Origin of the sequence: Pseudomonas sp. TNT2022 ID642 (assembly GCF_028656995.1) — a bacterium.
GTDB lineage: Bacteria > Pseudomonadota > Gammaproteobacteria > Pseudomonadales > Pseudomonadaceae > Aquipseudomonas.
Map to the genome: position 1 here is coordinate 587291 of NZ_JAMDGW010000007.1, position 19037 is coordinate 606327.

Below are 19037 nucleotides of genomic sequence, written 5' to 3' on the forward strand. Positions count from 1 at the left end.
CCGCTGTTATCGGTTCAGCCGATTCAAACCTGCGATTTATCGATTTGTACCGTTGTCGACCGCCATCGAGTATGTGACCACACGACAACAACAAGAAGGATCCACCATGACTGCCCGTTTTCAGAACCCCGTCGATACCCGCTTCGGCTGGGGCAGCCTGCAAGACCTCGCCGCCATCACCGAGCAGCAGACTGTCGCCCTCGTGACCTTCCCTGAGGCCCGAGGGCTGGGATTGGTGGACCGTTTGCAACGCTTGCTCGGCGAACGTCTGATCTACATTGTCGAAGACGTCCAGCCCAACCCCGACGTCGCCCATTTGCGCAGCACTTACGAGCATTTCTGGCAGCACGCCGGCGACTGTGACGTGGTAATCGCCGTGGGTGGCGGCAGCGCCATCGATACCGCCAAGGCGTTGATCGTCGGCACCGAATCCGGACGTTTCAATGAACTGTTGAGCCTGCTGTCGAGCGGCAAACCGTTCACCCCGGCCCGTTGCAAACAACTGATCGCGGCACCAACCACCGCCGGCACCGGCAGCGAAGTCACCCCGTGGGCGACGATCTGGGACAGCGCCAGCCAGAAGAAATATTCGCTGCACCTGGACTGCACCTGGCCAACGGTGGCGATCATCGACCCGCAACTGATGCTCACCGTGCCGGCCGGCGTGACCGTTTCCACCGGTCTCGATGCGCTGTCCCATGCGTTGGAGGCGATCTGGAACGTGAACGCCAACCCGGTCTCGGACACCTTCGCGATCTCCGCGATCGAGGACATCCTCGAATGCCTGCCGCGCCTGCACAAAGATCTCTCCAGTCACGAATTGCGCAGCCGCATGGCACTCGCTGCGCTCAAGGCCGGGCTGGCGTTTTCCAACACCAAAACCGCGCTGGCGCATTCGATCTCCTATGAGATGACCTTGCGTCACGGCTTGCCCCACGGCATCGCCTGCTCCTTCACCTTGCCGTTGGTATTGGGTTTGGCCTGGGGTCACGACGCCACTCGCGACCGTACCTTGCAACGGGTGTTCGGCGCGGATCTGGGCAAGGCCCAGCAGCAGTTGCGCGAGTTCCTGCACAGCCTCGGGGTGAAGACCGAATTCGCCGATTACGGCGTCTCGGCCAAGGACGCCGAAGCCATCATCCATCTCGCGATGCAGGGCGCACGCGGCAAGAATTTCATTGGCTCACAAGCCGCCTGACGCCTGATAAAACCCGAGTAACCCAAGCACCGCCAGCGGCATGCAGCCGCGGTGATTTCCTGCCGCACCGAAAAAGAGTGCACCCGCCGACGACACCCGGCGGGAACCGACAACAATAAGGAAAAGATCATGAATCGTGCCGAAACAATGCCTGGTCTCGCCGTCCGTTCTGCCTCGTTCCGGGTCGCGCAGTGGCGCATGCTGCTGGCGGCGATGTTCTGTTACCTGTTTTTCTACACCGGGCGGCAGACCTTCGGTTTTGCCATTCCGGGGATTCAGGCTGAATTTGGCTTGAGCAAGGAAACCCTCGGTTGGGCGTCCGCTGCGATGCTTTGGGCTTATGCGATTGGTCAGGCGATCAACGGCAACCTCGCCGATAAATTCGGTGGCCGGCGGATCATGACGCTGGGTGCGGTGTTGTCCTGCGCGGCGAACTGGGTGACCAGTTTTGCCAGTGGTTTCACCAGCCTGATTCTGCCGTGGGGCGTCAACGGTTACTTTCAGGCCTTGGGCTGGGCGCCGGGCGGGCGGTTGATTGCCAATTGGTGGGCAGCGGGTGAGCGCGGCAAGGTCTATGGCTTCTACACCTTCGCCGCCGGTTGCGCGTCGATTCTGTCGTACGTCACCTCTATCGTCGTGCTCGAAGTGCTGCAACTGGAATGGCGCTGGATCTTCCGCTTGCCGGTGCTGCTGATGCTCGCCGGCGGGATCATCTTCTATTTGGTGGCGCGCGAACGCCCGCAGGATCTGGGCTTCGAACCGGTAGGCGATACTGGCGTGGCCAACGCTGAGGACAAACATCAGGAAGCCGCGCATGGCGAAGTCGAGACCTCGGCGCAACGCTATAAAGCCGTGTTGAAGAATCCGCGCCTGCTGATCGCCGCGCTGTCACTGGGCTTTCAGAACGCGGCGCGCTACGGCTTGATCGTCTGGGTGCCGGTGCACTTTCTCGGCGCCAACTGGAAAAGCGGCGACAGCATGGTCGACCCGAAATGGATTACCGTCGCCCTCCCTGTCGGCATGGCAGTCGGTGCGTTGAGCAACGGCTGGGTGTCGGACAAGCTGTTCGGTTCCAAGCGTTATCTGGCGATCATGCTCTATATGGTGCTGGGTGCTGCGACCAGTTTGTGGATGTGGAGCCTGCCGCCACACAGCATCATCGGCCTGGTCGCCCTGTTCCTTTGCGGCTTCTTCGTCTATGGCCCGGCCTCGAGTTTCTGGGCGCTGTGTCCCGACCTGGTCGGTGCCAAACGCGCGGGTACGGCGACCGGAATCATGAACTTCTCGTCCTACCTGTTCGCCGGGCTGGCCGAGCCGATGATCGGTCGTTTGCTTGACACCACGGCAAACACGTCTCTCATCTTCATAGTGGTCACCAGCGCCTGCCTATGCAGCGCAGCAGTGGCATTGTTCATTCGACGCTGACGGGGCTTGCATGTACCAGTATCACAAATGGTTGCGTTCGTTTCATGCAGTGGCCAAGACCGGCAGTTTTACCCTTGCGGCAGAGTACCTCAGTGTCGGTCAGCCGACCGTCAGCGAGCAGGTCAACGCACTGGAGAACACCTTCTCGGTCGAGTTGTTCCATCGCCGCGGACGCTACATCGAAATGAGCGCAGCCGGGCACAAGCTCTACGCCATCACCCAAGGCCTGTTCGGTCAGGAGGATGAAGCCGTGCAGTTGTTGCAGAGCTTCAAGCAACGCAAAACCGGCATGTTGCGCCTTGGCGCGGTGTCGCCGCCGATTGCCATGAACCTGACCTATGAGCTGATGCAGCGCCATCCGGATATCGAACTGGAAACTTCGTTTTCCTCGGAAAAGGACACCCTGGCGCGGCTGTTCAACTTCGATATCGACGTGGCGATTCTGGCCTTGTCGCAATTCGATGAGCGCTTCCATACGCGGCTGTATCACCGCTATCCGATTATTGCCGTGGTGCGCGATGACCATCCGTGGGCCCGCCAGGCGCAGGTTCACGTCAGCGAGATCAGCGGCGAAAAATGGGTGATGCGCGAATCCAGCGCGCGTACCCGGCAACTGGTGGAAGAAAGCTGCAAGCGCCTCGATATCGAGCTCAACTGCGTCATGCAACTGAACAGCCGCGAAGCCATCGTGCACGCCATCGTCAAAGGCATCGGTATCGGTTTTGTCTCGGCGGTCGAGTACGCCGAAACACCCGGCACCACACCGATCACCTTTGTCGATCACCCGTTCTTTATCGAATACCACCTGTGCTGCCTCGGCATCCGCCGCAACAGGCCAGTGATTGCCGAACTGTTTGATGCGAATTCACCGCTGACCTGATCAGCCCTGACCCTTGAACCGCCTACCTCATTGCCGATGGGACGGCCCACGCTTACCTGAAAACGGAGATTGACCATGCAGTACCAACAACCGACTCACCTGCAAGCCGCGATCCTCGACTGGGCCGGCACCGTTGTCGATTTCGGCTCGTTTGCGCCAACGCAGATTTTCGTCGAAGCCTTTGCCGAGTTCGGCGTCGCGGTGTCGCTTGAAGAAGCGCGCGGGCCGATGGGCATGGGCAAGTGGGATCACATCCGCACCCTGTGCAACCTGCCGCAGATTGCCGAGCGTTATCGTGCAGCATTCGACCGCGTGCCGAGCGATGACGATGTGACGGCAATCTACGAACGTTTCATGCCGTTGCAGATCGAGAAAATCGCCCTGCATTCGGCGTTGATCCCCGGCGCGCTCGAGGCGATTGCAACGTTGCGCGACAAGGGTTTGAAAATCGGTTCGTGCTCCGGTTATCCGGCGGTGGTGATGGCCAAGGTCGTCGAACTGGCGCGGGAAAATGGCTACGTCGCTGACCATGTCGTCGCCACCGATGAGGTGCCGAATGGCCGGCCCTATCCGGCGCAGGCCTTGGCTAACGTGATTGCCTTGGGCATCGATGACGTGGCAGCTTGCGTCAAGGTCGACGACACCTGGCCGGGGATTCTCGAAGGGCGCGCCGCCGGCATGTGGACGGTGGCGTTGACCTGTTCCGGCAACGCACTGGGCCTGAGCTATGAGCAATACAAGGCGTTGCCGTTGGATCGACTGGCGGAAGAACGTTCGCGGATCGGCAAGATGTTCGCGCCTTCACGTCCGCATTACCTGATCGACACCATCGCCGAGCTGCCCGAAGTGATCGACGACATCAATGCGCGCTTGTCCCGGGGCGAAACCCCGCAGTCCTGCTGAAACCTGATCGTTCCCACGCTCTGCGTGGGAATGCCTCTAGGGACGCTCCGCGTCCAGTGACGCAGAGCGTCACGGGCTGCATTCCCACGCAGGAGCGTGGGAACGATCAGTGGCCTCGCTCAAATCGCAGGCAAAAAAAAGCTGCCAAAACTGGCAGCAAAAACTTTAAGAACACGCGATGTATTGGCCTCAGCATAGACGCCGGATAATGACATTGTCATGACAGCCGCAAATTCATTCAACCGACCCTGCCCCGTCATCAGGATGTCATCAAGATCACGGCAGAATCCTCGCAAACCGTCTTGAGCCTCGCGACGGATGCTCTGCAAGGATTCCCATGAAAGACGACGCCTCGCTGTTTGCCGCCATCGACCTGGGTTCGAATGCCTTTCGCCTGATGATCGGCCAGTCGGTGCGCAGTCGAAAGGGCTTGCAGATTCAGGAAGTGAAAACCTTGCGCGAACCGGTGCGGCTGGCCGAAGGCTTTGACGGCGGCGCACTGGATGCGTTGGCACTGGATCGCGGCTGGCAGGCGTTGGCGCGATTCGGCAAGAAGCTGCGCGGTTTCGAGGCCGGCCGGGTACGCGCGGTGGCAACCAGCGCAGTGCGCGAGGCTGATAATGCGCAGCTGTTTCTGGCCAGTGCTGAACGGCATCTGGGCTTTCCCATTGATGTCATCTGCGGCCATGAAGAGGCGCGACTGGTCTACGCCGGCGTGACCCATGCCTTGCCCAGCGTAGACGACCTGCGCCTGGTGGTCGACATCGGCGGAGGTTCGACCGAACTGATCCTCGGCCAGGGTTCACAACCGTTGCTCACTGAAAGCATCGCCATCGGCAGCGGCACCTTGAGCACGCGGTTCTTTCGCGGCGGCGATGTGTCTGCCGGCGCGCTACAGGCGGCCGAACGCTTCGCCATCCTGCAGTTTGAAAAAGTTGCCCGGCGCTATCGTGCGCAGGGCTGGCAGCAAACCATTGGCTCCTCCGGCACCGCACGCATGCTGGCCAAAGTGCTCAAGGCCAATCGCCTGAATGACTTCGGCCAGGACGGCATCACCTACGGCGGCCTGCTGCGCCTGTCGTTACTTCTGCTGAAAGTGAACAACGTGCAACAGCTCAAGCTCGCCGGCCTGCAACCCCATCGCCAGAGCATTCTGCCTGGTGGGCTGGTGTTGATGCTGGCGGCGTTCAAAGTGTTCGGCATTGCGCAAATGCTGCCCTCCGAACCGGGCCTGCGTTTAGGCGTCTTGCACGGTTTGATGAGCCAGCACTAATCCTCGCCACGACAGATTCGTCTCCCCTTCAGCGGCTTGATCGACTACCATGCCGCCGCTGGTTCCCGAACGGGACTAATAGGGAATTCGGGGTGCTTGCACAGCATTGACCGGAACTGCCCCCGCAACTGTAGGTGCTGAGCCTGCTCCAAGACTGCCACTGGGTGAACCCCGGGAAGGCCGGAGCCAGGCGATGACGCATCAGTCAGGAGACCTGCCGGCACAGTGACTGACTAACCGGCGGGGTGTCCGGGAAGGACATCGTGCCGTGTACTTCTTCTTTTGATGACCGGCCTTGCGCAGTTTCCCTGACCGCGTTCGATGGTGTGTTTCCGATCCGTACTCTCCCGCTCCCGTACGGTTCCCCTGGAGACTGCCCCATGCTGCTGCCCCGCATTGCCACCCTCATCACCGGCCTGAGCCTTTGCGCCATGGCGCAGGCGGCCCCGACTGCGTATCCGCTGACGATCGACAACTGCGGCAGCACCCTGACCTTCCAGCACGCACCAACGCGCACGGTGACCATCGGCCAGGCCGGCACGGAAATGCTCTACGCCATGGGCCTGGGCGAGAAAGTCGTCGGCACTTCGCTGTGGTTCAACAACGTGCTGGATATATACAAGGCGCAGAATGACAAGATCGAGCGTCTGGCCGACAACGAGCCGAGCTTTGAATCGGTGATCGGCAAGCGCCCGGAACTGGTCGCCGTGGAGCTGGAATGGATGGTCGGCCCGCAAGGTGCGGTGGGCACTCGCGAACAGTTTCATGAGCTGAAGATTCCGACCTACCTGCTGCCTTCCGATTGCGAAGCCAAGGACAACCTCGTCGGCGCCGATGGCACGCGGCTGGCGCCGTTCCGCATCGACACGATTTACAAAAGCGTGAGCCAACTGGCGCAGATCTTCGATGTGCAGGAGCGCGGCCAGCAGCTCAACGACGAACTCAAGGCCAGTCTCGCCAAATCGATTGCCACAGCCCAAGGCAAACAGCTGAAGGATGCCAGCGCGCTGGTCTGGTTCTCCAGCGCACAAATGGACATCGAGCCATTCGTGGCCGGGCACAAAGGCGTTCCCGATTTCATGCTTAGCACCCTCGGCGTGCGCAACGTCGTGCAGTCCGATGAAGAGTGGCCAACGGTCGGCTGGGAAACCATCGCCAAGGCCAACCCGACTTTCCTTGTGATCGCGCGCATGGACCGTCGTCGCTTCCCTGCCGACGACTATGAAAAGAAACTCGCCTTCCTGCGCAGTGATCCGGTGACGCGCAACATGGACGCGGTGAAACACAACCGCATCATCATTCTCGACGCCATGGCCATGCAGGCCAGCCTGCGCATGTTCGACGGCATCGAGCAACTGGCCACGGCCATCAGCGGCTATGATCTGTCGCAATGAGTGCCAGCCTGATCCGTACGCTGCTTGCCCTGGCGACGCTGTTGATTGCAGTGGTTGCTGGCGTGGCCATTGGTGAAACCTCGATTGAACCGGGTGTGGTGGTGCAAGTGCTGGCGAACAAGTTGTGGAACGCCGGTTACGCGCTCGACCCGATCGACGAAGGCATCGTCTGGAACTACCGCCTGACCCGCGCACTGGTCGCGGCGGCGTGCGGTGCCGGTCTGGCGACGTGCGGGGTGATTTTGCAGTCGCTGCTGCGCAACCCGTTGGCCGATCCGTATCTGCTGGGGATTTCTGCCGGCGCCTCGACCGGGGCCGTGATGGTCGCGCTGCTTGGCGTCGGTGCCGGGTTGATCTCGCTGTCGGTCGGTGCCTTTGCCGGCGCCGTGACGGCGTTCGTGCTGGTGATTGTGCTGGCGCGGGTCAGCGGCTCGGCCAGCGGTACCGGGCAGATCATTCTTGCGGGGATCGCCGGCTCGCAGCTGTTCAATGCGCTGACAGCGTTTCTGATCACTCGCTCGGCCAGCTCCGAGCAGGCGCGCGGCATCATGTTCTGGCTGCTGGGCAATCTTGGCGGCGTGCGCTGGCCATCGGTGTGGCTGGCAGTGCCGGTTGCCGTGCTGGGACTGGTCGTGTGCCTGTGGCATCGGCGGGCGCTGGATGCGTTTACCTTTGGCGCGGATTCGGCGGCATCCCTCGGCATTCCGGTGCGGCGCGTGCAGATTCTGCTGATTGGCTGCGCGGCGCTGGTGACGGCGGTGATGGTGTCGATTGTCGGTTCGATCGGTTTTGTCGGACTGGTGATTCCCCACGCCGCGCGTCTGTTGCTTGGCACCGGGCATGCACGACTGCTGCCGGCCAGTGCGTTGGGCGGCGCAGTGTTTCTGATTGCCGCTGATGTGCTGTCGCGCACGTTGATCAAGGGCCAGGTGATTCCGGTCGGGGTGATTACCGCGCTGGTGGGGGCGCCGGTGTTTGCCTTGATTCTGGTTGGCCGCAGGTCTTCGCGATGAACAGTGTTCTGAGTTGTTCCGGGTTGACGTTCAAGGTGCGCGGCGCCGAGTTGCTCAACGGTGTCAGCCTTGAAGTTCGGCGCGGCGAAACCCTGGGCATCGTCGGGCCGAACGGTTCGGGGAAATCCACCCTGCTGAAACTGCTGGCCGGGTTGCGCGAACCCAGCGCTGGCGAGGTGCTGCTTGAAGGTCAGCGCTTGGGCAAAATGGCCCGGCGCAGCATTGCGCAAAAACTCGCGGTCGTTGAACAACAGGCCGACACCGATGACGGCATTCGCGTGTTCGACGCGGTGGCGCTGGGGCGCACGCCTTGGCTGTCGGCGCTGCAACCGTGGTCGCAGGCAGACGACGCCATCGTCCAGCAGGCGCTCACCGATGTAGACGCCATGCACCTGCGCACGCGTCTTTGGCGCAGCCTGTCGGGTGGTGAGCGGCAGCGGGTGCATATCGCTCGGGCACTGGCCCAGCGACCGCAAATCCTGTTGCTGGACGAACCGGCCAACCACCTCGACATTCAGCACCAACTGACCATTCTCAACGTGGTGCAGGCGTTGCCGGTGACCACGCTGATCGCGCTGCATGATCTTAATCAGGCGTTGAAGTGTGATCGTCTGGCGGTGCTGGAGCGCGGTCGGCTGGTGGCGTTGGGCGCGCCGCTGGAAGTGCTGACACCGCAGCGGTTACAGGACACTTTCGGGGTCAGGGCGCATTACCTGACGGACCCGTTTGATGGGGCGCAGATTCTTCGATTTCACTCATGACGGCATGCATGTGCGTCGTCTGCCAGACCGGGTCGGCGTCAACATCGATAATGTCGAAGCCTTGGCGTTGCCAGAACGCGATGGCGCCTGGTAAGAACGGATGGGTGTGCAGATAAATCACCTCGACTCCGTCGGCGAGTGCCAGGTCTTTGAGTGATCGGTACAACGCGCCGGCCAGCCCGGAACGCCGTTGTGAAGGCACGACGAACAGGCGGACGATTTCCACCACGTTGCGGTCGGGATAATCAAGGTTCGCGAAGCGCCGGTCGTAAGGGAGATAGCCAATCGAGGCCACAATCTGCCCTGCATGCCGAGCCATCAGAAAGCGCCCTTCCCCACGCAGATAAACCTCGGCAAAACGCGCCAGATCGTCAGGCATGCCGGTCGCGCTGAGCTTGGGGAAAAGCTCGGCACGGGCCTTTAAGACAAAATTCAGAACTTCAGGAATGTCGGCGTCAGACACTGCCTGGATAACGGGTTGATCACTCATGTAGCGGCAAACACCTGGATTGCGGCTGGGCACAGTAGCAACAGCTTTTCGGCGATGCCATGAGAATTCCCGTTTCTGAAAATACATACACAACCCCTGTAGGAGTGAGCCTGCTCGCGATAGCGGTGTGTCAGTCACCGATGAGTTGACTGACACACCGCTATCGCGAGCAGGCTCACTCCTACAAGGTGTTGTGTTTACTCAGGTGGTTAAGGTGTCAGGCCAGTTCTTTACGCAATTGCCGGGCGGCGGTAACCATGTGCACCAGCGCCGCTTCCGTCTCCGGCCAGCCACGGGTTTTCAAACCGCAATCCGGGTTGACCCACAGCCGCTCGGCCGGAATCCGCTTGGCAGCCTTGCGCAGCAGATTAGCCATTTCCGAAGCATCCGGGATGCGTGGTGAGTGGATGTCGTAGACGCCCGGCCCGATGTCGTTCGGGTAAGCGAAGGCTTCGAAGGCATCCAGCAACTCCATGTCCGAACGCGAGGTTTCGATGGTGATCACGTCGGCGTCCATCGCCGCGATCGACTCGATCACATCGTTGAACTCGCTGTAGCACATGTGCGTGTGGATCTGCGTTTCATCACGCACGCCTGAGGCGCACAGACGGAACACTTCCGTCGCCCAGTCCAGATAATGCTGCCACTGCGCCTGGCGCAACGGCAGGCCTTCACGAAACGCCGCTTCGTCGATCTGAACGATCTTGATGCCGGCAGCTTCCAGATCGACCACTTCGTCGCGGATCGCCAGCGCCAGTTGCCGGGCCTGCACTTCGCGGTTCACGTCTTCACGGGGGAACGACCACATCAGCATGGTCACCGGGCCGGTCAGCATGCCTTTCATAACCTTGTCGGTCAGGCCTTGGGCGTAGCGGATCCACTCCACGGTCATGGCTTTCGGGCGGCTGAGGTCGCCGAAGATCACTGCCGGTTTCACACAGCGCGAACCGTAGCTCTGCACCCAGCCGAAGCGAGTGAATACGTAGCCGTCGAGCTGCTCGGCAAAGTACTCGACCATGTCGTTGCGCTCGGCTTCACCGTGCACCAGCACATCGAGGCCCAGACGTTCCTGGATTTCCACCGCGTGGCGAATTTCGCTGTGCATGGCTTCGGTGTATTCGGCTTCGGTCAGCTTGCCTTGTTTGAACGACTGGCGAGCGAGGCGGATCGACGCGGTTTGCGGAAACGAACCGATCGTCGTGGTCGGGAACAGCGGCAGATCCAGACCGGCACGCTGCTTGGCGATGCGCTGGGGAAACAGCGACTGACGCTGGCTGTCCTTGGCCGTGATCGCCGCAACCCGGGCTTGAACCGCAGGTTTGTGAATGCGTGGCGAAGCAGCGCGAGCGGCCTGCACCGAACGGCTGTCGGTCAGGGCACGCAGCACTTTCGGCGCTTCCGGCTCATTGACGGCATGCGCCAGAATTGCCACTTCTTCGCACTTCTGCACAGCGAAGGCCAACCAGCTTTTCAACTCGGCATCGAGCTTGTCTTCACGGCCCAGATCCACCGGGCTGTGCAGCAGCGAGCAGGACGGCGCCACCCACAAGCGATCACCCAAACGCTCATGGGCATGGCGCAACGTCGCCAAGGCGTTTTCCAGATCGCAACGCCAGACGTTACGGCCGTTGACCACGCCCAGGGACAACACTTTGTAGGCCGGCAGACGATCGAGAATGGTCGGGTACTGCTCCGGGGCGCGCACCAGATCGATGTGCAGACCGTCGACCGGCAGGTTCGCCGCCAGACCAAGATTTTCTTCCAGACCACCAAAGTAAGTAGCGAGCAGTTTCTTCAGTGGATCACGCTGGATCTGGTTGTAGGCACGCTCGAAAGCGTTCTTCCACTCCTGCGGCAGGTCGAGTACCAGAATCGGTTCGTCGATCTGCACCCACTCCACGCCTAGGGCGGCGAGACGCGCGAAGATTTGGCCGTACAGCGGCAGCAAACGATCGAGCAGTTCCAGCTTGTCGAATTCCGCACCTTTGGCCTTGCCCAGCCACAGATACGTCAGTGGGCCGATAATCACCGGTTTGACGTTGTGGCCCAGCGCACGGGCTTCTTCGACTTCTTCGAACAACTGATCCCAACCCAGCTGGAACTGTTGATCCGCACTGAATTCCGGGACGAGGTAGTGGTAGTTGGTGTCGAACCACTTGGTCATCTCTTGGGCGTGGGCACCGCCGCAGCAACTGTCGCTGACGCCACGGGCCATGCCGAACAGGGTCTGCAGAGTGGCTTTGCCGTCGTGTGGACGGAAGCGTTCCGGGATCACACCGAACATCAGCGAGTGCGTCAGGACCTGGTCGTACCAGGCGAAATCGCCGACCGGCAGCAGCTCGATGCCGGCGTTTTTCTGCAAGTCCCAGTGCGCCTTGCGCAGCTCACGACCGACTGCACGCAGACCAGCCTCGTTCAGTTCTCCTTTCCAGAACGCCTCTTGCGCTTTCTTCAGTTCGCGGTCGCGACCGATGCGCGGAAATCCAAGGGAATGGGCCAGTGCCATAACAAACAACTCCAATGTCCTGTTGATGGCGGCCATTGTCGGCATCGGTCGCTAGTGAGACAAACTCATTTTAATCTTGATCAACACAAGTTTCCCTCATGATCAAATGATCGCAGTCTGTCTCCTGAAAATACTGCTGAGGTGAGAGTGCTTGGGACGGCTGAACGTTTTTTGCGGCAGGAAAACCTGTCGGCAATTCAAGCTGTTCGTTGCCATGAAGACGCCCTTTGAAAACTCGATGACGCCTCTGTGTAAACGCTCTCGAACCCGCCTCGGCAGGTCTTTGATTTCGATCTATCGTTAGATCGAAATGGCTGAATTGGCGACCGACTAAAGGTTGCGACAGCTGAGGTCTGAGCCTATGTTGCACGCGAGTCTTTTCCCCGCGATTGGAACGCGATCAACACCATTAAGAGGTGAAGAAATGTCAAAGGAATCACGCCCTGCCGTACTTGGGCTGATCGGCAATACTCCACTGGTGCAAGTCACCCGCTTCGACACCGGGCCTTGCACGCTGTTTCTCAAACTCGAATCACAGAACCCCGGTGGTTCGATCAAGGACCGCATCGGTCTGGCCATGATCGACGCCGCCGAGCGTGATGGTCGTCTGCAACCCGGCGGCACGATCGTCGAAGCCACCGCTGGCAACACCGGCCTGGGTCTGGCACTGGTGGGCCGCGCCAAAGGCTATCGCGTGGTGCTGGTGGTACCGGACAAAATGTCCACCGAGAAAGTCCTGCACTTGAAAGCCATGGGCGCCGAGGTGCACATCACCCGCTCCGACGTCGGCAAGGGTCATCCCGAGTATTACCAGGATGTCGCCGCCCGTTTGGCCAAGGACATTCCCGGCGCGTTTTTCGCCGACCAGTTCAACAACCCGGCCAACCCGCTGGCCCACGAATGCAGCACCGCGCCGGAAATCTGGGCGCAGACCGAACATGATCTGGACGCGATCGTCGTCGGTGTCGGTTCGGCCGGTACGCTGACGGGCCTGAGCCGCTTCTTCAAACGCGTGCAGCCGGATCTGGAAATGGTCCTCGCCGATCCGGTCGGTTCGGTGATGGCGCAATACAGCCGCGACGGCTCCCTGCCAACGCCCGGTTCATGGGCGGTGGAAGGCATCGGCGAAGATTTCATTCCGTCGATTACCGACCTCACCAGCGTGCGCCACGCCTATTCGATCAGCGATGAAGAAAGCTTCGATCACGCCCGCCAGTTGCTCAAGGCCGAGGGTATTCTCGGCGGCTCGTCGACCGGCACCCTGCTCGCTGCGGCGCTGCGTTATTGCCGTGAACAGACCGAGCCGAAACGCGTGGTGAGTTTTGTCTGCGACACCGGCACGCGTTATCTGTCGAAGGTCTACAACGACCAGTGGATGACCGATCAGGGCCTGTTGCAGCGCAAGGGCTACGGCGATTTGCGCGACCTGATCGCCCGCCGTTTCGAGGATGGCCGCGTGATCAGTGTCGGCCCCGGCGACACCCTGCTGACCGCGTTCCAGCGCATGCGCCTCGCGGATGTCTCGCAGTTGCCGGTGCTGGTGGAAGGCAAGCAACTGGTCGGCGTGATCGACGAATCGGACATCCTCCTGCCGGTGCACGAAGATGCCGCCCGCTTCAGCCAATCAGTGTCCAGCGTGATGACCGACAAACTGCAAACCCTTGCCCCCGGCGCCAGCCTTTCCGAGCTGGAAGCGGTGCTCAGCCGTGGCCTTGTCGCCATCATTGCCGATGCATCGGGCTTCCATGGCCTGATCACCCGCACCGACATGCTCAACCAATTACGGAGATCCCTCGCATGAGTCAGCACGACGATAAATCCCAAGGCTTCGCGACCCGGGTGATCCACGCCGGGCAGACGCCGGACCCGACCACCGGCGCGCTGATGCCGCCGATCTACGCCAACTCCACGTACCTGCAAGACAGCCCCGGCGTGCACAAGGGTTTCGATTACGGCCGCTCGCACAACCCGACGCGTTTTGCCCTGGAACGCTGCGTGGCGGACCTGGAAGGCGGCACCCAGGCGTTTGCCTTTGCTTCCGGGCTGGCAACGATTTCCACGGTGCTCGAACTGATCGATGCCGGTTCGCACGTCATCTCCGGCAATGACTTGTACGGCGGCACGTTCCGCCTGTTCGACAAGGTCCGTCAGCGCAGTGCCGGACACCGTTTCAGCTACGTCGATCTGACTGACCTGGCGGCGTTCGAAGCGGCGCTGCAGGACGACACACGCCTGGTGATTGTCGAGTCACCGACCAACCCGCTGCTGAGCCTGTCGGACCTCGCCGCTATCGCCCGTATCTGCCGTGCACGCGGGATCATCAGCGTGGCCGACAACACCTTTGCCAGCCCGTATATCCAGCGGCCGCTGGAGTTGGGTTTCGACATCGTGCTGCACTCGACCACCAAGTATTTGAACGGCCACTCCGATGTGATCGGTGGGATCGCCGTGGTCGGCCAGAACCAGGAACTGGCCGAAAAGCTGGGCTTCTTGCAGAACGCGGTCGGTGCGATTGCCGGGCCGTTCGATGCGTTTCTGACCCTGCGCGGGGTGAAAACCCTGGCATTGCGCATGGAGCGTCATTGCAGCAACGCACTGGATCTGGCGCAGTGGCTGGAACAGCAGCCGCAGGTCAAACGCGTCTACTATCCGGGGCTGGCCTCGCATCCACAGCATGAGTTGGCCAAGCGCCAGATGCGCGGTTTCGGCGGGATGATTTCCGTGGATCTGAACAGTGATCTGGCGGGCGCGCGGCGCTTCCTTGAGAACGTGAAGATCTTCGCCCTGGCGGAAAGTCTCGGCGGCGTGGAGAGCCTGATCGAGCATCCGGCAATCATGACCCATGCGACCATTCCGGCTGACACCCGGGCGAAACTGGGGATCGGTGATGGCCTGGTGCGTCTGTCGGTGGGCGTTGAAGACGTCGAAGACCTGCGCGCTGACCTGGCGCAGGCGCTGCAATCGATCTGACCTGGCAGGAACGACAAAGCCCGCACGAAGCGGGCTTTGGTGTTCGAGTAGGCGGCCAGTGCTGGTCTCTGGCTTACAAGGTTTATCGGGCTTCCCACAGTACCGGGCCAAATTGAAAAAGTACGGCCTCGGCTGCTTCACACGGCATAAGGGCTGGATCTCAGCGCGGAGATCTTTCTAACCGTGTACCTTTCGGAGCGCGCCCCACGCCCCCTTGCTATCCGATTGCGCATCAGTCTGCGTCTTCGCCTACATCTTTGAGCCTAGCAAAGGCTCGCCGAACCGCTTCGTCGTTTTTAGATTGATTTCAACTGTGCCTGACCGGTACAGGAAGAGAAGCGCCTAACGCCCGTCGATCCCCCCGCCACGCCGCCTCGCTAGCGCGATCTATACTCAACCAGTTCGATCATGATTATGTCGACACCCGCATGCCAGACGGTGTGCCCGTGCCTTTCGCCCACCAGACTGACCCAAGCCAATGAGTCGCAGCGCCAGCGAATAGGCGACGAACGATGCCTCATCGCGTTGTGGCTGTCGGGTCATGGAGAAAACTATGAAACACAAGCTGTTGTCAGGCGTGCTTCTGGCGGTCGTGGCGACCGTTGTGGTGCCCAATGTCTGGGCGGCGCAGCCGCAGGCGTTGGCGTCCGATGGGGCCGATCATGTCGGTGCGGGCGCGGTGGCTTCTGACGGCGCCGATCATGTCGGTGCAGGCGCGGTGGCTTCTGACGGCGCCGATCATGTTGGTGCAGGCGCGGTGGCTTCTGACGGCGCCGATCATGTTGGTGCAGGCGCGGTGGCTTCTGACGGCACCGATCATGTTGGTGCAGGCGCGGTCGCTTCCGACGGGGCTGACCATGTTGGTGCGGGCGCGGTGGCTTCTGACGGCGCCGATCATGTCGGTGCAGGCGCGGTGGCTTCTGACGGCGCCGATCATGTTGGTGCAGGCGCGGTAGCTTCTGATGGGGCTGACCATGTTGGTGCGGGCGCGGTCGCTTCCGACGGGGCTGACCATGTCGGTGCAGGCGCATTGGCGGCTGATGGCGCTGATCGTACCGGTGTCAACCGAGTTGCCTATTCGCGGGTCGGAGTCGGCTCTGATCGGGTCGCCTCCGCATTGATGACAGGCAGTTATTCCGACCAGTTCAACAGCCCTCAGTAATCATCCCTTGGCCCAACGGGCGGTTCCCACGAGCCGCCTGTTGAGCACCGCACTAGCACATTTGTGCTAATCGACCGCCTCCTCACCTGGCGTTATATTCCCCGCATCCCCGATGCTCCTCGACGTTGCCTGTTCGCAGCGTGGGGATCGTTGTGCCTGGAAATCAGAACAACACCAAGGAAGAAACACTATGAAATCCCTGATCGCAACACTCACGCTTAGCGCCCTGTTCCTCACCGGCTGCGCCACGCCAAAACAATGGGAAGCCACCGGCGGCAGCAAAAACGATGGCGTCGTCCAGGTCTCCTATGAACTGGGCCAATTCGAAAGCGGCCAGACCAGCGCCGAACAAGGCCTGACTGTCGCCGCCCAACGCTGCAAGACTTGGGGCTACAAAAACGCCGAGGTCACCGGCTCCGAAAAAAACATCTGCCGCACCATGGGGCAATACAACTGCCTGCAGACCACCATCACTCAGGATTACCTGTGCAAGCGCTGAACACGCACTAACCCTGTAGGAGCTGTCGAGTGCAACGAGGCTGCGATCTTTTGATTTTGATCCTGATCCTGAAAATGAAGATCAAAAGATCGCAGCGTGCCGCAGCTCCTACAGGGGTTGGGTTTGCGGTTGGTGATCGCGCAGGTCTCGCAAAGTTGCGCGCAGTTCGGCCGGGCGTACCGGTTTGGACAGGATGGCGATGTCGCGGTCGTGCAGGGCTGCCTGGATTTTTTCGACGTCATGCCCGGTGATGATCATTGCCGGAACCGCCCAGCCCCTTTGGCTGCGCACATCATCGATACATTCGATGCCGGTAGCATGGGTGCCGAGGTCATAGTCGGCGACGATGATGTCGCAGTCGGTGACCAGGTTTTGAGCCGTCAACTCGGCCTGAACCAAGCAGCCCCAGCGTTCCAGCAATGCTGAAGTCGCCAGCAGCACGTTGCGATCATCATCCACCAGACACACCTTCAACCCGGTCAGCAAACCGACCTGACGCGCCTCATCCCGATTGACTGCGAACTGCGGCGCAGCAGCGATCGGCAACCCGTACAAGCTCACCGTCGTTCCCCGCCCGAGCCGCGAGCGCAGGGCGACGCCAACACCGACCAACTCCCCCAGACGCTTGACGATCGACAGCCCCAACCCAACGCCTTCGACGTCCTTGTCGCGCACTTGCCGCACCCGATAAAACTCCTCGAACACCTTGGCCAGATGCTCTTCGGCGATACCGTTGCCTTTGTCATAAATCACGATGGCCAGCCCTGCCCCACGCCGGCGCACGCCGATCAGTACCGGTCGCTGCGCACCGTATTTAAAGCAGTTGGACAGCACGTTCTGCACCATGGTCGCGAGCAACGCCGGATCTGTGCGCACCCAATATTCACAGGGGCGCAAACGCAACTCCACTCCAGCCCAACGCGCTGCTTCAGCGTTCTGGCGAATCAGATCCGCGAGCCATTCACCTAAATTGACGGTTTGCAGTTTCGGCAGGACGCGACCGTTATCGAGGGTGTACAGATCGAGAATCGAGCGGAACAGCTGTGAAACGTTGAGCAACGAACGGTCGATGTTGTCGACCAGACGCCGCTCCTCCTCGCCCAATCGCGACTCACGCAGGCACGCGGTAAACAGGCCGATAGAGTGAATCGGCTGGCGCAAATCATGACTGGCCTGGGCAAGAAACCGCGACTTTTCCAGATTCGCCGCCACCGCTTCTTCGGAGGCCTTGCGCGTACGCTCCAGCAACAAATGCGCATAAAACGGGATCACCGTGCTGGTGAGCATCAGCATCAACACCATGAACGGTTGCGCCTGCCACACCGGGGTCAGGCGATAAACACACAGCAGCGCCAGCAACGCCAATGCCGTGGCAATCGCCAGATAACGCGAGCCATAGCGCATACCATTGCCGAGGTTGACCCAGATGATCACCGCATACAGCGGCAACGCCGCCTCGCCAACGACCACAAGGCCAAAGCAAGTGCCGGTGTAATCGTGGACCATGGCGAAAATCCGCCGCGCCGGGTAATGCCCCGGCCAGCGCGCAATAGCCTGACGCAAGCCGATCGAGGCCAGCAAAAACACAAAGATGTAGGTGACCACCGGCAGATACGTATCGAAGCGCTGGCCCGGCAAAAAACCGAGGATGAGCATGTAAACCACGGCAATACTGGCGATGATAATGCGCAGATTGGCCTGGTCGAGTTCGGTGTTTTTCTCGAACTTCATGGTTAAACGTCCTTGTGCGGCAACCGTCAGTTTCCGAATCAGCCTACAGGCAACCTTCGCGCCCGGTGCTAAGGTGCATGCCTTGAGTAATGCCTGACCCAGGGAGGGTCACGCCATGACCTGCCGAATTATCATAGCCGACGATCACCCGCTGTTTCGCGAAGCAATGCTGCGCACGGTTCAGCGTTTGCTGCCCGAAGCCGTTATCGACGAAGCCGGTGACCTCGACGCCGTACTGGCCCTGCTGCCCTTGGGTGACGAGCCCGACATGCTGATTCTCGATCTCAGGTTTCCCGGGCTGACCTGCGTCAGCCAGTTGGCCGAACTGCGTCGACGCTTGCCGCGTACCACGTTGATCGTGGTGTCGATGGTCGATGATCAAGCATTGATCAATGAAGTGATGGCCGCCGGTATCGACGGCTTTATCGGCAAAAACATCGCCCCCGATGAAATCGGTCAGGCGATTCTGGCGATTCGCGAAGGTGAAGTGCTGGTGAAGTTTGCGCCGTCGGGCTTGCTGCCACTGGAAACCGGCGCCGCCCTCACGCCTCGTCAGCAGGACGTGCTGCGCTTGATCGCGCAAGGCAAGACCAACAAGGAAATCGCCCGCGAACTGGATATTTCACCGTTCACGGTACGCATTCATGTTTCCTCATTGTTGCGCACGCTGAACGTGCCCTCGCGGGCGGCTGCCGCCGTGAAATACACGGGGACTCTGTAAGAGCTGCCACAGAGCGGTGATATGGATCGACCTGCGCCATCAACAAACCACCACCAGCGCGAGCAGATCGACCACCGGGATCTGTTAGGTTGAAATAGCGTTTTCCGACGA

Annotated in this window: 17 protein-coding genes and 1 riboswitch; of the genes, 13 read left to right on the forward strand and 4 right to left on the reverse strand. The window is 60.7% G+C overall.

All coding sequences use genetic code 11. The annotated features are described in order from the left end of the window. The first annotated feature begins 106 nt into the window (after positions 1 to 106). The 4 genes from psrA to phnX all read left to right on the forward strand — a co-directional run bounded on the left by psrA (position 107) and on the right by phnX (position 4406). The gene (gene psrA, locus M5G26_RS08490; RefSeq protein WP_273915000.1) at positions 107 to 1198 is read left to right on the forward strand and encodes an iron-containing alcohol dehydrogenase PsrA; all 1092 of its coding nucleotides are present in this window, start codon (positions 107 to 109) and stop codon (positions 1196 to 1198) included. Between the two features lie 129 nt (positions 1199 to 1327). Next, a complete protein-coding gene (locus M5G26_RS08495) occupies positions 1328 to 2623 on the forward strand; it encodes an MFS transporter (RefSeq protein ID WP_273915001.1) in 1296 nt (431 codons plus the stop codon). 10 nt (positions 2624 to 2633) lie between these two features. Next, complete coding sequence (locus tag M5G26_RS08500; protein WP_273915002.1) at positions 2634 to 3503, forward strand: LysR substrate-binding domain-containing protein; 870 nt, start codon at positions 2634 to 2636, stop codon at positions 3501 to 3503. Between the two features lie 75 nt (positions 3504 to 3578). Next, a complete protein-coding gene (gene phnX, locus M5G26_RS08505) occupies positions 3579 to 4406 on the forward strand; it encodes a phosphonoacetaldehyde hydrolase (protein WP_273915003.1) in 828 nt (275 codons plus the stop codon). A 119-nt stretch (positions 4407 to 4525) separates the two neighbouring features. Here phnX and M5G26_RS08510 read toward each other — a convergent pair whose 3' ends face one another. After that, the gene (locus M5G26_RS08510; protein WP_273915004.1) at positions 4526 to 4735 is read right to left on the reverse strand and encodes a hypothetical protein; all 210 of its coding nucleotides are present in this window, start codon (positions 4733 to 4735) and stop codon (positions 4526 to 4528) included. Positions 4736 to 4743: 8 nt separating this feature from the next. On the opposite strand from M5G26_RS08510, the gene M5G26_RS08515 reads away from it, so the two are divergent. From M5G26_RS08515 to M5G26_RS08530, 4 genes are all read left to right on the forward strand, one after another. Continuing rightward, positions 4744 to 5679, forward strand: a complete 936-nt coding sequence (locus M5G26_RS08515) for a Ppx/GppA family phosphatase (RefSeq protein WP_273915005.1) — start codon at positions 4744 to 4746, stop codon at positions 5677 to 5679. A 42-nt stretch (positions 5680 to 5721) separates the two neighbouring features. Next, positions 5722 to 5915: riboswitch (cobalamin riboswitch) on the forward strand. Positions 5916 to 6059: 144 nt separating this feature from the next. Then, positions 6060 to 7073 carry an ABC transporter substrate-binding protein gene (locus tag M5G26_RS08520; protein WP_273915006.1) on the forward strand — a complete coding sequence of 338 codons (1014 nt, stop codon included), beginning with the start codon at positions 6060 to 6062 and terminating at the stop codon, positions 7071 to 7073. 8 nt (positions 7074 to 7081) lie between these two features. After that, positions 7082 to 8086 carry a FecCD family ABC transporter permease gene (locus M5G26_RS08525; RefSeq protein WP_273915170.1) on the forward strand — a complete coding sequence of 335 codons (1005 nt, stop codon included), beginning with the start codon at positions 7082 to 7084 and terminating at the stop codon, positions 8084 to 8086. Continuing rightward, the gene (locus M5G26_RS08530; RefSeq protein ID WP_273915007.1) at positions 8083 to 8847 is read left to right on the forward strand and encodes an ABC transporter ATP-binding protein; all 765 of its coding nucleotides are present in this window, start codon (positions 8083 to 8085) and stop codon (positions 8845 to 8847) included. Before M5G26_RS08525 ends, M5G26_RS08530 begins: the two co-directional genes overlap by 4 nt. Here the strand turns inward: M5G26_RS08530 and M5G26_RS08535 are convergent. Together M5G26_RS08535 and metE are read right to left on the reverse strand one after the other, a co-directional pair. Then, positions 8786 to 9337 (reverse strand): GNAT family N-acetyltransferase, encoded by a 552-nt coding sequence (locus M5G26_RS08535; protein ID WP_273915171.1) that lies wholly within the window; start codon positions 9335 to 9337, stop codon positions 8786 to 8788. The genes M5G26_RS08530 and M5G26_RS08535 overlap by 62 nt on opposite strands. 217 nt (positions 9338 to 9554) lie before the next feature. Next, positions 9555 to 11843 (reverse strand): 5-methyltetrahydropteroyltriglutamate--homocysteine S-methyltransferase, encoded by a 2289-nt coding sequence (gene metE / locus M5G26_RS08540; protein ID WP_273915172.1) that lies wholly within the window; start codon positions 11841 to 11843, stop codon positions 9555 to 9557. Positions 11844 to 12267: 424 nt separating this feature from the next. Between metE and M5G26_RS08545 the strand changes: the two genes are divergently transcribed. From M5G26_RS08545 to yecR, 4 genes are all read left to right on the forward strand, one after another. Continuing rightward, entirely contained in the window at positions 12268 to 13644 is a 1377-nt protein-coding gene (locus M5G26_RS08545; RefSeq protein WP_273915008.1) for a pyridoxal-phosphate dependent enzyme, read from the forward strand. Next, positions 13641 to 14813: a cystathionine gamma-synthase gene (locus M5G26_RS08550; protein WP_102902144.1), complete on the forward strand. Its 1173-nt coding sequence runs from the start codon at positions 13641 to 13643 to the stop codon at positions 14811 to 14813. The genes M5G26_RS08545 and M5G26_RS08550 overlap by 4 nt, the downstream gene beginning before the upstream one ends. 541 nt (positions 14814 to 15354) lie before the next feature. Further along, complete coding sequence (locus M5G26_RS08555; RefSeq protein ID WP_273915009.1) at positions 15355 to 15975, forward strand: phage infection protein; 621 nt, start codon at positions 15355 to 15357, stop codon at positions 15973 to 15975. Between the two features lie 190 nt (positions 15976 to 16165). Next, complete coding sequence (yecR, locus tag M5G26_RS08560) at positions 16166 to 16474, forward strand: YecR family lipoprotein (protein WP_008082757.1); 309 nt, start codon at positions 16166 to 16168, stop codon at positions 16472 to 16474. Between the two features lie 108 nt (positions 16475 to 16582). Here the strand turns inward: yecR and M5G26_RS08565 are convergent, their stop codons facing one another. Beyond that, positions 16583 to 18205, reverse strand: coding sequence for an ATP-binding response regulator (locus tag M5G26_RS08565; protein WP_273915012.1), 1623 nt, complete (start codon positions 18203 to 18205; stop codon positions 16583 to 16585). Positions 18206 to 18320: 115 nt separating this feature from the next. Between M5G26_RS08565 and M5G26_RS08570 the strand changes: the two genes are divergently transcribed. Next, positions 18321 to 18926 carry a LuxR C-terminal-related transcriptional regulator gene (locus M5G26_RS08570; RefSeq protein WP_273915013.1) on the forward strand — a complete coding sequence of 202 codons (606 nt, stop codon included), beginning with the start codon at positions 18321 to 18323 and terminating at the stop codon, positions 18924 to 18926. Positions 18927 to 19037: the final 111 nt, after the last annotated feature.

Bases quoted from the DNA above. Each gene is read 5' to 3' on its own strand.
- M5G26_RS08555 (WP_273915009.1), top strand. From the start codon at position 15,355: ATGGAGAAAACTATGAAACACAAGCTGTTGTCAGGCGTGCTTCTGGCG.
- M5G26_RS08530 (WP_273915007.1), top strand. From the start codon at position 8,083: ATGAACAGTGTTCTGAGTTGTTCCGGGTTGACGTTCAAGGTGCGCGGC.
- phnX (WP_273915003.1), top strand. From the start codon at position 3,579: ATGCAGTACCAACAACCGACTCACCTGCAAGCCGCGATCCTCGACTGG.
- M5G26_RS08545 (WP_273915008.1), top strand. From the start codon at position 12,268: ATGTCAAAGGAATCACGCCCTGCCGTACTTGGGCTGATCGGCAATACT.
- metE (WP_273915172.1), bottom strand. From the start codon at position 11,843: ATGGCACTGGCCCATTCCCTTGGATTTCCGCGCATCGGTCGCGACCGC.
- M5G26_RS08570 (WP_273915013.1), top strand. From the start codon at position 18,321: ATGACCTGCCGAATTATCATAGCCGACGATCACCCGCTGTTTCGCGAA.
- M5G26_RS08520 (WP_273915006.1), top strand. From the start codon at position 6,060: ATGCTGCTGCCCCGCATTGCCACCCTCATCACCGGCCTGAGCCTTTGC.
- M5G26_RS08550 (WP_102902144.1), top strand. From the start codon at position 13,641: ATGAGTCAGCACGACGATAAATCCCAAGGCTTCGCGACCCGGGTGATC.
- yecR (WP_008082757.1), top strand. From the start codon at position 16,166: ATGAAATCCCTGATCGCAACACTCACGCTTAGCGCCCTGTTCCTCACC.
- psrA (WP_273915000.1), top strand. From the start codon at position 107: ATGACTGCCCGTTTTCAGAACCCCGTCGATACCCGCTTCGGCTGGGGC.
- M5G26_RS08535 (WP_273915171.1), bottom strand. From the start codon at position 9,337: ATGAGTGATCAACCCGTTATCCAGGCAGTGTCTGACGCCGACATTCCT.
- M5G26_RS08515 (WP_273915005.1), top strand. From the start codon at position 4,744: ATGAAAGACGACGCCTCGCTGTTTGCCGCCATCGACCTGGGTTCGAAT.
- M5G26_RS08565 (WP_273915012.1), bottom strand. From the start codon at position 18,205: ATGAAGTTCGAGAAAAACACCGAACTCGACCAGGCCAATCTGCGCATT.
- M5G26_RS08495 (WP_273915001.1), top strand. From the start codon at position 1,328: ATGAATCGTGCCGAAACAATGCCTGGTCTCGCCGTCCGTTCTGCCTCG.
- M5G26_RS08500 (WP_273915002.1), top strand. From the start codon at position 2,634: ATGTACCAGTATCACAAATGGTTGCGTTCGTTTCATGCAGTGGCCAAG.